General features: G+C 60.1%; 15 protein-coding genes. 10 read left to right on the plus strand and 5 right to left on the minus strand.

The genetic code is table 11. The features are described 5' to 3' along the window. Nucleotides 1-39: 39 nt before the first annotated feature. Nucleotides 40-1242, minus strand: a complete 1203-nt coding sequence (locus QMO80_RS31760) for an MFS transporter (protein ID WP_283201775.1) — start codon at nt 1240-1242, stop codon at nt 40-42. 355 nt (nt 1243-1597) lie between these two features. Here QMO80_RS31760 and QMO80_RS31765 point away from each other — a divergent pair, with 355 nt between their 5' ends. The 8 genes from QMO80_RS31765 to QMO80_RS31800 all read left to right on the plus strand — a co-directional run bounded on the left by QMO80_RS31765 (nt 1598) and on the right by QMO80_RS31800 (nt 11390). Continuing rightward, a complete protein-coding gene (locus tag QMO80_RS31765; protein WP_283201776.1) occupies nt 1598-2056 on the plus strand; it encodes a helix-turn-helix domain-containing protein in 459 nt (152 codons plus the stop codon). Between the two features lie 15 nt (nt 2057-2071). Then, nucleotides 2072-4036 (plus strand): SARP family transcriptional regulator, encoded by a 1965-nt coding sequence (locus tag QMO80_RS31770; RefSeq protein WP_283201777.1) that lies wholly within the window; start codon nt 2072-2074, stop codon nt 4034-4036. 129 nt (nt 4037-4165) lie between these two features. After that, entirely contained in the window at nt 4166-4405 is a 240-nt protein-coding gene (locus tag QMO80_RS31775; RefSeq protein WP_184344110.1) for a hypothetical protein, read from the plus strand. A 266-nt stretch (nt 4406-4671) separates the two neighbouring features. Further along, nucleotides 4672-5886 (plus strand): plasmid partitioning protein RepA, encoded by a 1215-nt coding sequence (gene repA / locus QMO80_RS31780; RefSeq protein ID WP_283201547.1) that lies wholly within the window; start codon nt 4672-4674, stop codon nt 5884-5886. Nucleotides 5887-5928: 42 nt separating this feature from the next. Further along, nucleotides 5929-6981 carry a plasmid partitioning protein RepB gene (repB, locus tag QMO80_RS31785; protein ID WP_283201548.1) on the plus strand — a complete coding sequence of 351 codons (1053 nt, stop codon included), beginning with the start codon at nt 5929-5931 and terminating at the stop codon, nt 6979-6981. 149 nt (nt 6982-7130) lie between these two features. Then, a complete protein-coding gene (repC, locus tag QMO80_RS31790; protein WP_283201778.1) occupies nt 7131-8423 on the plus strand; it encodes a plasmid replication protein RepC in 1293 nt (430 codons plus the stop codon). A gap of 283 nt (nt 8424-8706) precedes the next feature. Continuing rightward, nucleotides 8707-9273, plus strand: a complete 567-nt coding sequence (locus tag QMO80_RS31795; RefSeq protein ID WP_283201779.1) for a sugar transferase — start codon at nt 8707-8709, stop codon at nt 9271-9273. Nucleotides 9274-9395: 122 nt separating this feature from the next. Next, nucleotides 9396-11390, plus strand: coding sequence for a nucleoside-diphosphate sugar epimerase/dehydratase (locus QMO80_RS31800; protein WP_283201549.1), 1995 nt, complete (start codon nt 9396-9398; stop codon nt 11388-11390). A gap of 112 nt (nt 11391-11502) precedes the next feature. On the opposite strand, the gene QMO80_RS31805 is transcribed toward QMO80_RS31800, so the two are convergent. The 3 genes from QMO80_RS31805 to QMO80_RS31815 all read right to left on the minus strand — a co-directional run bounded on the left by QMO80_RS31805 (nt 11503) and on the right by QMO80_RS31815 (nt 13814). Beyond that, entirely contained in the window at nt 11503-12777 is a 1275-nt protein-coding gene (locus tag QMO80_RS31805; protein WP_283201550.1) for an O-antigen ligase, read from the minus strand. A gap of 349 nt (nt 12778-13126) precedes the next feature. Beyond that, entirely contained in the window at nt 13127-13375 is a 249-nt protein-coding gene (locus QMO80_RS31810) for a hypothetical protein (RefSeq protein WP_283201551.1), read from the minus strand. 37 nt (nt 13376-13412) lie between these two features. After that, nucleotides 13413-13814: a DUF2934 domain-containing protein gene (locus tag QMO80_RS31815; protein WP_283201780.1), complete on the minus strand. Its 402-nt coding sequence runs from the start codon at nt 13812-13814 to the stop codon at nt 13413-13415. A gap of 156 nt (nt 13815-13970) precedes the next feature. On the opposite strand from QMO80_RS31815, the gene QMO80_RS31820 reads away from it, so the two are divergent. Continuing rightward, nucleotides 13971-14690 carry a GntR family transcriptional regulator gene (locus QMO80_RS31820; RefSeq protein WP_283201552.1) on the plus strand — a complete coding sequence of 240 codons (720 nt, stop codon included), beginning with the start codon at nt 13971-13973 and terminating at the stop codon, nt 14688-14690. Nucleotides 14691-14733: 43 nt separating this feature from the next. Continuing rightward, nucleotides 14734-15921, plus strand: a complete 1188-nt coding sequence (uxuA, locus tag QMO80_RS31825) for a mannonate dehydratase (RefSeq protein WP_283201553.1) — start codon at nt 14734-14736, stop codon at nt 15919-15921. Between the two features lie 206 nt (nt 15922-16127). Here the strand turns inward: uxuA and QMO80_RS31830 are convergent, their stop codons facing one another. Continuing rightward, nucleotides 16128-16997: an aldose 1-epimerase family protein gene (locus tag QMO80_RS31830; RefSeq protein WP_283201554.1), complete on the minus strand. Its 870-nt coding sequence runs from the start codon at nt 16995-16997 to the stop codon at nt 16128-16130. Nucleotides 16998-17070 lie beyond the last annotated feature (73 nt).

Here is a 17070-nt window from a genome sequence, read left to right on the forward strand (position 1 = left end):
ATATTCCGGGTCGATGCGTTGTCGAAGCGTGATATCGCCTCAGGCTGGTTTGGACTTCGGGATGCGCGGCAGGAAGATCGTCAGCAGGCCGAGAAGCGGCAGATAGGAACAGAGGCGATAGACGAAGTCGATGCCGTGGGTGTCGGCGAAACTACCGAGCAGTGCTGCACCCAGCCCCCCTGCCCCGAACGCAAAACCGAAGAAGACGCCGGCGATCAGCCCGACGCGGCCGGGCACCAGTTCCTGTGCGAAGACGACGATCGCCGAAAAGGCCGAAGCGAAGATCAGGCCGATGACGACGCTGAGAACGCCCGTCCAGAACAGGTTTGCATAGGGCAGCAGCAGCGCGAAAGGAATGACGCCGAGGATCGAGAACCAGATGACGAAACGGGCGCCGAAGCGATCGCCGATCGGCCCGCCGAGGAACGTGCCGACGGCGACCGAGCCGAGGAAGAGGAAGAGCATCAGCTGAGCCTGCTGGACGCTTAGCGCAAACTTGTCGATGACATAGAAGGTGAAGTAGCTCGACACGCTGGCCATGTAGACATTCTTCGTCGCCGTCAGCAGCACGAGGATCAGCAGCGCCCAGATGACCCTGTTCTGCGGCAGCGGCAGAGCCCGGCTCACCGCCGGTTTGCTGGCGTTCTGGCGGCGATGGCCAATATACCAGTTGCCGACCCAGCTCAGCACGACCATGCCGACCATGGCGATGGCGGCAAACCAGGAGACGCTGTGCTGGCCGAGCGGCAGCACGATGAAGGCGGCGAGCAGCGGACCGATCGCCTGGCCGGCATTGCCGCCGACCTGGAAAAACGACTGCGCGAAACCGTGGCGGCCGCCGGAGGCGAGGCGGGCGACGCGTGAGGATTCCGGATGGAAGACCGCCGAGCCGAAACCGATCAGGCTGGCGGCGACGAGCAGCAGCGCAAAGCTGCCGGCATTGCCGAGCAGGATGAGGCCGCAAAAGGTGCTCGCCATGCCGACCGGCAGCGAATAGGGCATCGGCCAGCGGTCGGTGACGATGCCGACCAGCGGCTGCAGCAGCGACGCCGTGACCTGGAACGTCATGGTGAGGAGGCCGATCTGGACGAAATCGAGATCGTAGTTCGCTTTGAACAGCGGATAGAGCGAGGCGAGCAGCGACTGCATGATGTCGTTCAGCATGTGGCAGAAGCTGACCGCCACCAGGATGGACATCGTTGTTTTTTCGAAACGGGGCGCGCGTTCGGCAACGGTTGCCATGGACATTTCTCCTGGACGGCCCGGTTGGTCGCCGTGCCGCGTCGCTTTGTTCGATGGATTTCGGGCGATCGGGGCTGGGAAGATGATCAAGCGACGGTCGCTGACTTGGATTTAGCGTAAGGAGGACGGCAATTACAGCCCAGTTTCATCAGGATCGGTACGGCTTTTGTTCGATTTGCCCTTTTGCCGTCTCATCCTGCTTCGCTTCACCTCTTGCCGGACGGGGGTTTTCCTACCACACTCGGTTGCGATCATCGCCTATCTAGTATGCGATGTGAAAACAACCATGGAAAACCGGGGCGGGGAATACTACAGCTGCGCCGATTGAAAATGCGATCGAGGCTGAAAACACGCGATGAATGTCAAGACACCGAATGCGATAGACGGCTATGTCGGAGCGCGCATAAGAATGCGCCGGCAGTTGCTCGGAATGAGCCAGGAACGGCTTGCCGAGCAAATCGGCGTGACCTTTCAGCAGGTTCAGAAATACGAGAAGGGCATCAACCGCATCGGCGCAAGCCGTCTGCAGCGGATAGCCGATGTGCTTCACACATCGCCGAGCTTCTTCTTCGAACAGGAAAATTCCGAGCCGTTGACGTTGCAGGGGCTGGATCTGCCCGCAAATGCCGACCCAGTCGCCGAATTCCTGCGAACGAAAGAGGGATTGGTGCTCAATCGCGCCTTTCTGAAGATCGCCGACCGGAACATCCGTGAAACCATCATCCAATTGGTGAAGGCGATGGCGCAGGCGGAAAGCGGCGGTATCGCATTGGGTGTTCCCGCCGCGGACATCACCCTTCCGCTCGGAGAATAGTCAGGCACTATCCGCATGAAGCTCAGGCTCGAGTCATTTGGTGAGTTGCGGCTGATCGACCCGGCCGGGCGACCTGCGGCTTTCCCGGAAAAAGGCCTGCTGGCGATTTGCTATCTGCTGGACCGGGATCTGCGGGACGGAGCCGGGAGCGAATATCCGCGCTCGGCGCTGGCGCGGTTCCTGTGGGACAGCCATGACAAATCCGACATCATGGCCAACCTGCGCAAAACCATATCGCGCATTCAGACGCGTCAGTCCGAGCTCGGCGCCGAGCTTCTGGCCTTCACGGCAACCGGTGTGCGGGTCAGGCCGGATGCATTTTCGGGAGATCTCGTCGAATTTGCCAACCCCGAAGGTGAAGGCGCCCTTGACAGGCTGCAGCGGCTGGTTGCCATCCTTCGCCAGGATTTCCTGGCTGGGCTCACCGACCAAAGCGCCAATACGCGGCAATGGATCGCCGGCCAGCGCGACCGGCACATGGCAGTGCTGGTGGATGCGCTGAAGACGGCGCTGCCGATGGCGCGGTCGCGAGAGGATGTCAGCCTGATCAAGGAGGCGGCGCTCAGGATTTTCCGCGAGGCACCGGATGACGAAAACATTCGTCGTATCCTCCTCGAGGCCTATGAGTCCGAAGGACAGCTGGAGAAAGCCCGCCGGCTGTTCGAGACGAGCAGGCATGCGCTGGAAAGCACATTCGATATCGGCCTTGACGTCCAGGCGCTGGGAGAGGTCCGCAAAATCTTTGCCGGCAGTCAACAACCGCAGAGCTTTGCGGTGCCGCTCACCGACGGCGGCGTTCGGGTGCCTGGTCCCCTGCCCCGTGGCCCTCTGCCCCGTCTGGTACTGTTGCCGCCGGGCGGAACGGATGCGCTCGGCGCCTTGCCGATGCTCTCCGAGGCGCTGATCGAAGACGTGACTATTGGCCTTTGCGCGCTGAATACGGTTTCGGTGGTGGCGCCCCATACGGCTGCCCGCATCGCACACAATGCCGACAAGGCTCAACTGATCCAGCGCCATTCGATTTCATATGTTCTCGACACCAGGCTGACCAACAGCGCGGGCATCCCTGCGCTCTTTGTCCAGCTGATCCATGCCGACAGCGATGAAGTCATCTGGGCCGAGCGTTTCAGCCTCGAGAAATACGAATTAATAAGCCACCGGCGCGACATCGCGCGGCAGATTGCCAGAGAGCTTGCCGGCCAGGTCCGCCGGCATGAAACCATGCGCGATTCCTTCGAGGGTAATTCGGCCGCCTATCACAGCTACCTTCTCGGTCTGCGGGATGTGAAGCGGCTTGCCCTCCCCGACGTGCGCCGCTCCCGAAAGGCTTTCCGCGAGGCGCTTCAACATAGCGCCCATTTCGCCCCCGTGCTCAGCGGATTGTCGCGCACGTTTCTCGTCGAGTGGCTGCTGACGGCACGCGGCGACAGCCAGTTGCTCGGCCTTGCGGAGGACTATGCGAACCGGGCGATCGTCGCCGATCCTTCGTTTGCGGCCGGCTTTCGTGAGCTCGGCGTTGCCAAGCTCTATCTCGGCGACCTTGATGAAAGCGTCCTGGCGTTGAAGCTTGCCGAAGAGCTGAGCCCGCATTATGCCGACGGCATTGCGAGTTATGCCGATACGCTCGTCCATGCGTCGCGCCCGGCCGATGCATTGGCCAAGATCGAGCGGGCCATCTCGCTCAACCCGCTGAGCCCGACCGACTATCTATGGACGGCGGCCGGGGCGAATTTCGCCCTCGGCCATTATGCCGAGGCGCTCGAGCAGATCTCCATAATGGACGACCGCACTCCGGCGGACCGGCTTTCGGCTGCCTGCTGGGCCATGCTCGGCGATATGAAAAACGCGCGTATCTATATGCGCAAGGTGCGCGCGATCTACCCGGATTTCGATGTCGACAAATGGCTGTCGGTCGTCCCTTTCAAAGAGCAATGGCAGAAGGAACAGTATCGCGAGGCGTTGCGCAGGGCCGGCTTCTGAAGTCTGGCCCCGAAACTGTAAGCCGGCAGATCCTGTCACGCCTGTGTCACGCGCATCTTTCGTTCAAGAGGACTAAACTGACTTTGCTCTGCCGGCATACACCGGCAAGGGAAGCCGGAGAGTTCTCAGATGTACGACGCAACCGAAGCAACGATCACCCCGAAAAGTGACGAAGAGCTCAAGGAACTGGTATCGCTCGCCAGGCTCGTTGCCTATGCCCGAGAGAACGCCAAAGACTTGAATGCCGAATTCTCCGCCTATTGCCTGGACCTTGCGCTCGGCGCCTTGCTGCAGGACCTCGACAGAAGCGGCGTGTCCCTTTCTCCCGAGAGCGGCCAGGACAGTAGTCTGCTCGGCACGCGGCACTGAAGCTCGGCGCGCAGCGATATTTCGATTCCTGCTTATTGCGATCGGCTATGATGCCGATGCGATTTTCGTTGCGGCGATTCGGCCCGTCAAGACGCGATTGCCGCGTGGACCCGCCATAAGGCGGGTATGTTCAAGCCTTTGAAAAAGATTGGACAACCCAGCGGTAGGGTGTTGTTAACCCTATTTGCCTTGCCACTCCTCCAGAATCGGCGCTAAATGCGGTTTCAAAGCTTGCAGGGCTTTTAAATCGCATTTTCGAGATTTCCATGAATATGGCACCGCAGATAGAAAAAGCAATTTCCGATGTCGACCAGCTGATCATTGGCCAGGCGCAGGAGCTATCGGACAAGCTGAAGCAGCATCGGCTCGAAATGTTTCCGCCACGCGCACTGAAGGGCCTTAGGGAATTTCAGCTGGCCGAAGTGGCGCGTTTTCTCGGCGTGACCAGCGGCTATCTTCGCAATCTGTCGCTGGAAGGCAAGGGCGCCCTTCCCCAGGTCACACCGTCGGGCCGCCGGTCCTATACGGCCGAGCAGATGGAAGAGATGCGCAGCTTCCTGGAGCACAATGCCCGGGCCGGAACGCATTATATGCGTCACCGCCAAGGCAGCGAACATCTCCAGGTCGTTGCCGTCGTCAATTTCAAGGGCGGCAGCGGTAAGACCACGAGTGCTGCGCATCTTGCCCAGCACCTTGCTCTGACCGGCCACCGTGTGCTTGCCGTCGACCTCGACCCGCAGGCGTCGCTCTCCGCCATCCACGGCTTTCAGCCTGAATTCGACGTCAGCGAGAATGAGACGCTCTACGCCGCCATCCGCTATGACGATCAGCGGCGGCCGCTCCGAGAGATCATCCGGCCGACGAATTTCCCGAACCTGCATCTGGTGCCGGGCAATCTCGAGCTGATGGAATTCGAGCATGATACGCCGCGCGTGCTTGCCCAGGGTAAGGCGGGTGACTATGGGCGCGTCTTTTTCGCGCGGCTGGACGAGGCGCTGTCCTCGGTCGCCGACGATTATGATGTCGTCATCATCGACTGCCCTCCCCAGCTCGGTTTTTTGACGATGAGCGCCATTTGCGGCGCAACGGCGGTTCTGATCACCGTCCATCCTCAGATGCTCGATGTCATGTCGATGTGCCAGTTCCTGCAGATGCTCGGCGAGGTGCTGAATACGCTGAAGGGTGCGGGCGGCGACATGAACCTCGACTGGCTGCGTTATCTCGTTACCCGCTACGACCCGCAGGACGGGCCGCAGACGCAGATGGTCGCGTTCATGCGTTCGATGTTCAAGAACCATGTGCTGACCAATCCGATGTTGCGCAGCGTTGCGATCTCGGATGCGGCAATGACCAACCAGACGCTTTACGAGGTCGAGCGGAGCCAGTTCACCCGCGCGACCTATGATCGCGCCATGGAGGCGATGGATGCCGTCAACAATGAGATCGCCGATCTCATTCACAAGGCCTGGGGGCGGAAATGACCGAGAAGTTTACTGCGGTAAACTGGGACGAGGAGCTGGCTGATGGCGCGTAAGAATCTCCTCTCGGGCCTGATGGACGATTCCAAGAAGTTTACTGCGGTAAACAATGAGGATGAGCCGCTCCATAAGGACGACAAACAACAGATCACCTATAAGGGAATCGGCGCTCTCGGAGCCGTTACCCGCAGTATCGATGCGCTGGCCGCCAAGGCGGATGCGGCCAAAGCGATCGAGGAGAAGCTGGCGACCGGCGAAACGGTGATTGATCTCGATCCTGCGCTGATCGAAGATTCGTTCGTCACGGATCGGCTGGCGCATGCCGACGAACAGTTTCGCGAATTGGTCGAGGCGATCCGTCTGCGTGGTCAGGATTCGCCGATCCTCGTCCGCCCGCATCCTGAGAAGGATGGCCGATATCAGATCGCCTTCGGCCATCGTCGTGCCCGCGCCGCCAAAGAACTTGGCAGACCTGTCCGTGCCGTCGTCAAGAAGCTTGACGATCGCGACCATGTCATCGCGCAGGGCCAGGAGAATTCGGCGCGCGCCGATCTCTCGTTCATCGAGAGGACAATGTTCGCCGACAAGCTCGACTCGCTGGGTTTCGATAGGGAAACGATAATGTCGGCGCTCAGCGCCGACAAGACGACGGTTTCCAAGATGCTGTCCGTTACCAAGCGAATCCCAGCCGAAGTCCTGGCCGCGATCGGTGCGGCAAAGACCACCGGCCGTGACCGTTGGCACGACCTGTCGGTCAAATTCGAGACTGAAAATATTTCTGCCCGGGCAATCGAGTTCAGCAGGTCGGCGGAATTCGAGACGGCGGAACCGGATGCCCGCTTCGATATGCTGGCTGCCTTCATCAGCAGACGGCAGCAATCGGCGTCATCGATAGCGGCGGCTCAGCCCGCGGCTCACGCCTGGCAGCGCAAGGACGGCGCGGTCAAGGCGAAGATCAAGGATGACGGGAAACAGTTCACCATCGCGCTGAAGGCGGAAAAGGCGTCTGCCTTTGGGGCCTATATCGCCAGCAATCTGGATCGTCTCTACGAGGCGTTCGAGAAGACACAGGATTTGACGAAGAACGGAGATCAATAAGCAAAAGAAAAGGCCCCCGAACGTTGCCGTCGCGGAAGCCCTCTCTGATCTAGACACCCAGAGAATCACATTTCCGCGAATCATAGTCAAGAGTCTTTGGCACCGAATTTGGTGAGCTGCGATCTTTTGCCTTGAAGAAGGCGAAGACAATGGAAAGCGGAAGTGTGACGACGCCCTTCGGGCGGCGGCCGATGACGTTTGGCATGCTGGCAAGCCAGGCGGCGGCTCGAAAGATCGAGCCCGGCCAATCAATTGATAAGTGGAAACTCTATCGTGCGCTGTGCGAGGCCAGGCCGCTGCTCGGCGTCACCGACCGGGCGCTCGCTATTCTGAACGCCTTGCTGAGCTTCTATCCGAAGGGGGAGATCTCTGAAGACAACGGGCTTGTCGTGTTTCCGTCCAATGCACAGCTGTCCCTGCGTGCGCATGGAATGGCGGAGCAAACCATCCGCCGGCATCTGGCGAGCTTGATCGAGGCCGGGCTGCTGATCCGCAAGGATAGCCCGAATGGCAAGCGCTACGCCCGCAAGGAGCAGGGCGGAGAACTGCGCGAGGCATTCGGCTTCTCGTTGGCCCCGCTGCTCGCGCGCTCCGAGGAGATCGAGCGGCTGGCAGCGGAGGTGGTTGCGGAGCGATTGCACCTGCAGCGGCTGAGAGAGCGGTTAACGCTTTGCCGGCGCGACGTCACCAAGCTTATCGAGATGGCGTTGGAGGAGGGGGCTGCTGGCGATTGGGATGCGATCCATCTGCATTTTCGCCATGTCGTCGAGCAGTTGCCGAGGTCGTCATCCGCCGCGCAGGTCGCATCCGCACTCGACGAGTTGGAACTGCTGCGCGAGGAAATCACCAATCAGTTGGAAATGCAGATTAAAACGCACAATCAAAGCGGCAATGCCCAACATTTTGAGCGGCACATACAGAATTCAAACCCACATTTCACTTCTGAACTTGAACCAAGCTTCGAACCGAAGCAGGGCGCGACGGCGGAGGATCGATCTGCAGGTCGGGCCGAACCGATAGCCCAGATACAGAAAGACGAAGGGAGAAACGAGCATGTCTCCGGGGCGCGGGCTGCCTCGGCCGCCAACGGTGGGCTCAAATCTTTCCCGCTGGGGCTGGTGCTGCAGGCCTGCCCCGAGATTGCAGCTTATGGGCCCCAGGGCTCGGTCGGCACATGGCGTGATCTGATGGCCGCGGCTGTCGTGGTGCGTTCGATGCTCGGCGTCAGCCCGTCGGCCTATGAAGAGGCCTGCGAGATCATGGGCGCCGAAAATGCCGCCACCGTCATGGCCTGCGTCCTGGAAAGGGCAGGGCATATCAATTCCGCCGGCGGTTATCTGCGCGATCTGACACGCCGCGCCGAGAGAGGCGAATTCGCCATCGGCCCGATGTTAATGGCCCTTGCCCGCACCAATTCGCCGGTGAGAGGGAAGACGGGATGAAGGTTTGCTTCGCGGCCGGTCCCGCTCAACTTTTATGGTTAACGAAATGTGACGGAAGTGAAAGTGGAGATAACTTCTGATTGAGAGCTTCTCGGCTTGAGATCAATGAGTTAGAGGCTGCTCGGGTCCACGGGGACAGGGGGAAGGAACGCGTGGGGATCGACCAAGCCGGTCCAGCGCGGAATCGCCATACCCTGCAGTTGACTGGAAATGCTTTTTTGACGATACGGCAAGGCGAGGGCAAAGGCGGAAGCCGCCGGTAAGCATGGAAGAGCTGCGGAGCATGGGGTTGAAACGGGCGGTGGATTTTTTCCTGGCTTTGATAGCGTCCGCGATCCTGCTCGTCCCAATCCTTATCGTCGCTCTCTGTGTTCGCCTTACCTCGCCGGGACCAATTCTCTATTGGTCAAAACGTGTCGGTCGTTTCAACCAGATCTTCCTGATGCCGAAATTCCGCAGCATGCGCGTCGACACGCCAACGGTCGCCACGCACCTGCTCGAAAACCCGGATCTGTTTTTGACACCCATCGGCTCGTTTCTGCGCAAATCGAGCCTCGACGAACTGCCGCAACTCTGGTGCATTCTGGGGGGGAGGATGAGTTTCGTCGGCCCACGGCCGGCGCTCTACAATCAGGATGATCTGATCGAGTTGCGGACGGCCCATGGGGTCGACAAGCTTCTGCCCGGATTGACCGGGTGGGCGCAGATCAACGGCCGCGACGAGTTGCCTGTTCCGGAGAAGGTGAAGTTCGACGTCGAATATCTTAAGCGGCGTTCATTCTCCTTCGACATGCGCATCCTGTTTCTGACCGCGGAGAAGGTAATCCGCCGGAAGGGAATTCGGCATTAGGCTACCTACTTCTGATAGATAAGCGGTGCGGAAGACCTTGGTTTCCGATTATTTCAGTTGCGCTCGTTGCAGAAAGCGACAAGAAGGTGGTTGTCTGTTGATCTGCGAGACGCTGGTAAGCGATGCCTGAAAATTCTTCCTCTGAGACATCGCGCTCACGATGGTTGTTAGTGCCGATGCAAGCGCTCGTCGCCCCTTTGCTGGCGATGCCGCGGGTTGCCAAACGGGCTCTGGCATTGCTGGTGGATTCGAGCTTTTGTGTTCTGACGATCTGGCTGGCCTATTGCTTCCGGCTGAACGAATGGACGGTGCTGACCGGCGTGCAGTGGTTGCCGGTTTTCGTTTCGCTGTGCATGGCGCTTCCCATCTTCATCGTCATGGGCATGTATCGGGCGATCTTCCGTTATGCCAATCTGGCTGCGTTCATTACCGTTTTAAAGGCGATTGCGATCTACGGCTTCGCCTTCATGACGATATTTACGGCTCTCAGCGTTCCGGGTGTTCCGAGAACCGTCGGTATTCTCCAGCCTTTCCTGCTGCTGATCGGGATCGGACTGTCGCGGTTGGGTATCCGCTATTGGCTCGGGGATGCCTACCAGCGAATCCTGCACAAGAATATGCTCGCGAAGGTCCTGATCTATGGGGCAGGGAAGGCCGGGCGGCAACTGGCGGCTGCCCTGACGAACAGCGCCGAACTCAACGTCGTCGGCTATCTGGATGATGATCCGCGCCTCAAGGGCGGCGTCATGGGCGGCCTGCCGATCTATGACCCCTCGGATCTTCCGGTGCTTGCCGAAGCCCTTGGTGTGCACAATGTGCTTCTTGCGCTCCCATCTGCCTCCCGGCAGCGGCGCAACGAAATCCTGGAGCATATCCGCAAAGCCAGGGTGAATGTTCGCACATTGCCGGATCTCACGGCGCTTGCTCAGGGACGGGTCGCCGTCTCCGACATTCGTGAGCTGGAGATCGAAGATCTGCTGGGCAGAGAAGCGGTGGCGCCGCGCCAAGAGCTGCTCGACAAGGCGATGCGCAACAAGGTGGTGATGGTCACCGGCGCCGGCGGTTCGATCGGCGGCGAGTTATGCCGCCAGATTCTGCGCAACGCGCCTTCCAGCCTGATCCTCCTCGATCAGAACGAGTTTGCGCTTTATAATATCGATGCCGAATTGCGGAAGCTGGCCGAACTCTACGAGCATGAAAATCTGCAGATCGTTCCGATCCTCTGTTCCGTCCGCGATCAGGACCGCATGGAGCATATCATCCAGAGCTGGCGGCCGCAGACCCTTTATCATGCCGCCGCCTACAAGCATGTGCCGCTTGTCGAACACAATGCCGTCGAAGGCATCAAGAACAACGTCATGGGTACGCTTGTTGCCGCACGCGCGGCGCATAAGTACGGCGTCTCGAATTTCGTGCTGATCAGTACGGATAAGGCCGTGCGTCCGACAAATGTGATGGGCGCCAGCAAGAGGCTGGCGGAGATGGTTCTGCAGGCGCTCGCCGCAGAATCGGCGGCCGACAGAATGCGAACGAATTTTTCCATGGTCCGCTTCGGAAACGTCCTCGGCTCCTCCGGATCCGTCGTGCCGCTTTTCAGGCAGCAGATCAAGGAAGGCGGCCCCGTCACGCTGACACATCGCGAGATAACCCGCTATTTCATGACCATTTCGGAAGCCTCGCAGCTGGTCATCCAGGCAGGCGCGATGGGCGAAGGCGGCGATGTTTTCCTGCTCGATATGGGAGAACCCGTTCGCATTGCCGATCTCGCCCGCAAGATGGTGGAGCTGTCCGGATTGACCGTCCGCGACGACAACAGTCCCGAAGGGGATATCGAGCTTTCCGTGACCGGTCTCAGGCCCGGCGAGAAGCTCTATGAAGAACTGCTGATCGGCGATAATCCTGAGACAACCGAACATCCCCGGATCATGAAGGCGCGGGAGGATTTCCTGTTCTGGCCGGAGCTTTTGAAAAAGCTCAACGCGCTCAACGCGGCATTGGATCGGAACGATATGGTCGCTGCCCGTGCGACATTGGCTGAACTTGTTTCGGGCTATTCGTCAACCGGCGAGGTCTCGGATCTGGCTTTCACCGGCGCCGAAACCAATACGGCCGCCTGAGCCATCACAGACGTCAAAACGCGACTGCGTCAAACTTGATTCATGCAACGCGCTTTTGGCTTTATGCGTGTCGTGATCTCGGAACCGCTGACCCCTTCCGGGCCGACCTGCATCAGTTTCGAACGACGGGCAAAAAGCCCGTGCTGCCGCGATCCACGCAAATAAGAGCGACGAGATAGGCGAAGATCGGATCCAGGGCCTTCTGATTGAACATGATGCCGAAGCTGCCGGTTATGACGTAGCTGCTGACGAGCAGCAGAGCGAGCGCAATGGCCAGATCCCGGCCCGGCCCGGCTTCCTTTCTCCAGGCGCCGATCACGGGCGTTGCCAGCATCAGCGAAAGCGCTGCAATGCCGAAAATGCCGGCGTCGATCCCCGCAGTCAGAAAACCGTTGTGAACATGCGAATAGGTCAGCTGCGGCCTGATACTGTCGGGCAGCTCCGCCAACACCGAAGCCATCCGGTTTTGCGGGCCATAACCAGTCAACGGGTCCTTGCTGATCGCCGATACTGCGCCTTTGTAAAGGGCAAACCGTGCACTGAGCGATGTAACCTCGCCGTCGCTGCGTTCGAGCGATGCCATATTTTCCTGCAGCGCCTCGATGCGATGGAGGATTTGGCCGCTGCCCAAAGCGATAAGTCCGGCAAACAGCAAAGAGCCGGTGATGGCGAGGCTGCGCAAACTCAGATGGAAACTGTGTTTGCGGAAATACCAGAGAAAAATGACGATATGAACGGGAATGACCAGCCAGGCCGAGCGCGTTCCCGAAAGCAGGACGCAGCCTAGACCGGCGGCATATCCCAATATGGCGATTCGCTGCTCGACACTCTTAGGCGATTGGACGTTGAGGAGCGCAATACCGCCGAAAAGCACGCCTATGACGCCCAACAGGGCAGCGTTCGATGTCCCGGCCTCTGCCCTCTCCATCAGGAACATGATCTGCAGCAGACTGAAGAGAAAGGTAACGATCATGCCGATACCTGCGCCGAGGATAAACAGTGGCACGAGGCGGCCATCGGGAGACTGGCGCATTCGCGACAATAACAGCCAGACCGAAAAGAAAGGCAGCAGCCGGAATATCCAGTCCAGTTCTTCGGAGTAAGGTGGATTGACGAAGATGCTCGCGATCATCACCAGCGGGTAGATCGACATGCCAATGGCGACCAGCCGGTCGGATTTTGACAGGTTCAAGGCCAGGCTGCCCGTCGCCAGACAGTAGAGGCCCCACACCATCGATGCCAGAAGGATGAATGAGTTAAAGTTCGGCGAAAGTCCGGGAAGGATTGCAAACAGAAAGACCGCAATGCGGTTGTTTCGATCGAGTGCGCTTCCCGCCCCATTTTCGGGATAGAGCACTGCTATCTTCAGTTGTCTGAGGTATTTCACGTGCCGATCCTGACCATGCCGATGCCGTCTCGCTAAGGATCGTCATCACGCCTGTCAAGCGGGGGGAATGCGTGCAATCTATGGCTTTGGGCCTCGTGGTATTCCAGCAACAGGATCTGTTGCCGGAGGTGGCTTCATGAAATGCCGGAATCCGAGACGAGGCCAGCTTCAGCAGTAAACACGTCTGAGGTGCAGCTTTGGTCGTGACATATTCTTGCATAAGATAAGATTGCTGAGCGCGACGTCACACTCGAGGAGTGCAGGGCAGGCTGCGAAGCATTGACTGATAATGCGGTAGGTCGCCTCGAGGCGACCAGCTCATAATCACTCCGCCCCTGTGTCACCGCTATCACCAATATCGGCGTGTCATATTATCGGTCGACGATCGACCGAGGAGATAACCGAGGCCGAATGCCAGAATGCCGGTGCCGAGCAATAATGCGCTTGCGGTTTGCGGGTGAGACCTTGCGCCCGAGACGACGGCGTAGGCCTCCCGCTTCACCCCATCGACCGCCGACTTCGCGGCTTTGGTCAATCCTTCCGGCTGCTCGGCGGGTGTTCCGGTGAATCCGGCGTTCAAGTTTTGTTTGTCGGCCATGTCGAGACCTTTCCTGAAATGAGCTCGAGGCGGAAGTTCAACTCTGCTCGCGCGTGCCGGGGGAGGCTTCGCGTTGATCGGCATCTTCGAGATCCGTTTTGACGAGGAATGCATCGGTATGTTCGCGCAAGGCCTCTCGCAGTGCGGCGAGATCTGGAGGATTGCCGGTCGCGCCCTGTGCATCGAGTTCATGCTCGGCCAAGCTCCAGTGATGCCGGTGCTGGCCTTCCGGCCTGCCTTCCTTCTCCCAGAGGGAATAGGCCCTTTTGCGAATTTCCTCCTCGCGGTTGGCTGCCGGCGACCCGCTGTTCTGCCTGTCGGTTTCGTTTGCGGCTTGCCGAACTCTCTTTTGTCGGCGCGCATCCGCGGCGGATGGAAATTCCGGCTGGGCACCGTCTGCCTTCGTTTCGCTTGTCCTGCGTCTTGCTGGATTTTTCATGAGCGTCTCCTTGGAGATTTCAACCAACTCGGCCGATCTAAGTTCCCAACAAAGGGTCATGACGCGATGCATGCCGTCACCTCGGCGGCATGTGTTGGCAAGGCGAGGTAACTGGTATACTAGTATGCCAAACAGTTGCATCCTCCTGGTATCGTCATGCCGCAGGCATCAGAAGCCGAAGTTTTGGTCGTCCCATCGCAAGCAATCAGCGGCAGGCTGCGTCGGGTCACCACGGCCGGCGCCATTTATGAGCGCCTGCATGCCAATATCGTCTCGCTGCGGATGCCGCCTGGCATGGCACTGCAGGAAAAACGCATCGCCGACGATTTCGGTGTCAGCCGCACGCCGGTGCGGGAGGCGCTGCTCAGGCTTTCCGAAGGCGGATTGGTCGACATTTACCCACAGTCGGGCACCGTTGTGTCGCGCGTGCCGGTTTCTGCTATTCCCGAGGCGGTCGTCGTGCGCAAGGCGCTCGAAGGCACGACCGTCGAGACTGCTGCGCTGCTCGCCAACGCTGCCGACATTGCCCGTCTCGATGCCATCATCGCCCGGCAGCGGTCGCATGCCGCAACCGGCAATGCCTCGAGCTTCCATGAGGAAGACGAGAGCTTTCACGAGGCGATCGCACAAATATCAGGGTATCCCGGAATCTGGGTGATCCTGAAGACGGTCAAGGTGCAGATCGACCGGGCGCGGCGGCTGACGCTGCCGGTGCTCGGGCGGATGGACAATGTCGTGTCCGAACATATCATCATCCGCGATGCGCTCGCCGCCCATGATGCGGCGGCGGCACGTGCTGCAATGATCCATCACCTGAGCGCCGTCATTCCCGATGTCGACGAGCTGCGCTCGCGTTATCCCGATTATTTCTGCTGACGGCAGGCTCAAACACAAACGAAAAGGCGAGGAAGGAAGAAAGATGCGGCAAGGTTGGAGATGGTTCGGACCGGAAGCGCCGGTGACGCTCGATGATGTCCGCCAGACGGGGGCGACCAATATCGTCTCGTCGCTGCACCAGGTGCCGATCGGCAGGGCGTGGACGGAAAAGGAAGTGCGCGAGCGCCAGTCGCTGATCGAGACGACGCCTGGCGACCGGTCGCCGCTCGTCTGGTCGGTGGTCGAGAGCATCCCGATCCCCGATGCGGTCAAGCGCAAGGGCGGGGAGGCGAGGGCCGAAATCGAGGCGTGGATCGCCAGCCTCGAAGCGGTCGCCGCCTGCGGCATTCCAATCGTCTGCTACAATTTCATGCCTGTGGTGGACTGGACCCGCACCGAGCTCGATTTCGTGACGCCGACGGGCGCCACCGCCATGCGTTTCGATCACGAGCGCTTCGCGGCCTTCGACCTCTTCGTTCTCGAACGGCCGGATGCGGGCCGGCACTATTCCGCCGAAGACCGTGAACGGGCACGTGTCGTCTTCGAGGCGATGTCGGAGGAGGAGATCGCCGAGATCACCCGTATCATCACCTCGGCTCTGCCGGGCTCCACCACCGAGCCGCTGACCATTCCGGCCTTCCGGGAAAAGCTGGTCGCCTATGCCGGCATCGATGCGGCCAGACTACGCCGGCACCTGATCGAATTCCTGGAAGCGGTGACGCCAGCTGCCGAAGCCCGCGGCGTCAAGCTGACGCTGCATCCCGATGATCCGCCGCGTTCGCTGTTCGGCCTTCCCCGCATCGCCTCGACGGGCGATGATTATGCCGCTCTCTTCGATGCGGTGCCGTCGCCGGCCAACGGCATGTGTTACTGCACCGGCAGCCTCGGCGTGCGCGCCGAGAACGACCTGCCGGCGATCGCCCGGCGCTTCGCCTCGCGCATCCACTTCGCCCATCTGCGCGCCACCACCCGCGAGGGCGACGGCCGGACGTTCCATGAAAGCGCCCATCTGGAAGGCGATGTCGACATGGTCGCGGTGCTCAGGGAACTGGTTGCAGAAGATAAGCGCCGCAGTGCCGAGGACACCATCGTCTTCCGCTCGGACCACGGCCACCGCATGCTCGACGATCTCGATAAGACGGTCACCCCCGGCTATCCCGCCATCGGCCGCATGCGCGGCCTCGCCGAACTGCGCGGCATCCTGCATGCGCTGGGCGCCCCGCCGACCTGACCACGCCTAGCCGGCGTTGCCGGCTGGCGATGAAGCCCGGATGACGCGTCAGCGCCATGAACGATCTCGTTCATGGCGGACGTGCGGGCTTCGATAGAAATGCTAATGCATGTCGCCCGGAAGTGTGCAGCGGTTCCGGGATAACGAGATGCATCAAAACAAAGAGCTAAAGCGCGTTGCATGAATCAAATTTGATGCGACGTGCTTTATTGTAAAATCTCGACGGTAAAGGCGAAGCGAGCGACCGCGCCCGGTGCCAGGATCGTCGTGGATGGCCGCTTCGAAAGCTCGTTCGAACGTCCCGCTTCCGCGGCCGTTCCATGCCAGGGCTCGATGCAGAGGAAGGGCGCCCCCGGTTTGGTCCACAGGGCAAGATTGGGCAGATTTTCGAACCGGAACTGCATGGTCGGCCCGCCTTCGGCGCCATACGTTAAGCCTTCGCCTGCCCCTTTCGGAAAGATCATCGCATCCTCATCGAACATTGCGTGATCGAGCACCAGCCGGCCGGCCTTGAACGGCGAGGGCAGCGGCGCAGGATTGATGAGGCCAGCCTGCAGGCGCACAAGCGGCGGCTCGCCCTTATTGTCGAGCGCAACGACATGGGCGTGCCCGGCAGCCCCCGGCAGCGGCCAGGCAAACGCCGAATGGAATCCGAGACCGAACGGCATCGCTTTTTGGCCGCGGTTGGTGACTTCCGCCGTCACCGTCAGCGCGCGGCCCTCGATCGCATGGGTCACCGCCAGCTGAAAATCGAATGGGTAAACCGCCCGGGTGGCCGGCGAGGCGAGCAACTCGTATCGGCACATCGTCGCGGTGGATGCCGCCAGCGCGAATTCGCTGCGGCGGGCAAAACCATGCTGAGCCATCGGATAGATCGTGCCGTCGATTGCTATCTTGTCGTCGGGCGCCTTGCCGACGATCGGAAACAGGATCGGCGACCGTCCGGTCCAGAAGGCTGCATCGCCCGTCCACAGCCATGAGCGTCCGTCGCTGGTGGCGAGCGCCTGCATCTCGGCGCCGAGGGAGGAGACGTCGACGGTGAGATGCTGGTTTCCAATCCGGATCGAGCTTGGCATCACAATTCCTTTTCGCCTGGTTCGGCACCAAAGCCATATCTTTCTGCGCGGTTGATTTCCACTCAATAGGAAG

This window comes from Rhizobium sp. BT03, assembly GCF_030053155.1.
Taxonomy (GTDB): Bacteria; Pseudomonadota; Alphaproteobacteria; order Rhizobiales; family Rhizobiaceae; genus Rhizobium.

Coding starts and splice junctions, on each gene's coding strand:
- repA (WP_283201547.1), top strand. CDS start 4,672: ATGAATATGGCACCGCAGATAGAAAAAGCAATTTCCGATGTCGACCAG.
- repB (WP_283201548.1), top strand. CDS start 5,929: ATGGCGCGTAAGAATCTCCTCTCGGGCCTGATGGACGATTCCAAGAAG.
- QMO80_RS31810 (WP_283201551.1), bottom strand. CDS start 13,375: ATGGCCGACAAACAAAACTTGAACGCCGGATTCACCGGAACACCCGCC.
- QMO80_RS31820 (WP_283201552.1), top strand. CDS start 13,971: ATGCCGCAGGCATCAGAAGCCGAAGTTTTGGTCGTCCCATCGCAAGCA.
- QMO80_RS31760 (WP_283201775.1), bottom strand. CDS start 1,242: ATGGCAACCGTTGCCGAACGCGCGCCCCGTTTCGAAAAAACAACGATG.
- uxuA (WP_283201553.1), top strand. CDS start 14,734: ATGCGGCAAGGTTGGAGATGGTTCGGACCGGAAGCGCCGGTGACGCTC.
- QMO80_RS31765 (WP_283201776.1), top strand. CDS start 1,598: ATGAATGTCAAGACACCGAATGCGATAGACGGCTATGTCGGAGCGCGC.
- QMO80_RS31830 (WP_283201554.1), bottom strand. CDS start 16,997: ATGCCAAGCTCGATCCGGATTGGAAACCAGCATCTCACCGTCGACGTC.
- QMO80_RS31770 (WP_283201777.1), top strand. CDS start 2,072: ATGAAGCTCAGGCTCGAGTCATTTGGTGAGTTGCGGCTGATCGACCCG.
- QMO80_RS31800 (WP_283201549.1), top strand. CDS start 9,396: ATGCCTGAAAATTCTTCCTCTGAGACATCGCGCTCACGATGGTTGTTA.
- QMO80_RS31815 (WP_283201780.1), bottom strand. CDS start 13,814: ATGAAAAATCCAGCAAGACGCAGGACAAGCGAAACGAAGGCAGACGGT.
- QMO80_RS31775 (WP_184344110.1), top strand. CDS start 4,166: ATGTACGACGCAACCGAAGCAACGATCACCCCGAAAAGTGACGAAGAG.
- repC (WP_283201778.1), top strand. CDS start 7,131: ATGGAAAGCGGAAGTGTGACGACGCCCTTCGGGCGGCGGCCGATGACG.
- QMO80_RS31795 (WP_283201779.1), top strand. CDS start 8,707: ATGGGGTTGAAACGGGCGGTGGATTTTTTCCTGGCTTTGATAGCGTCC.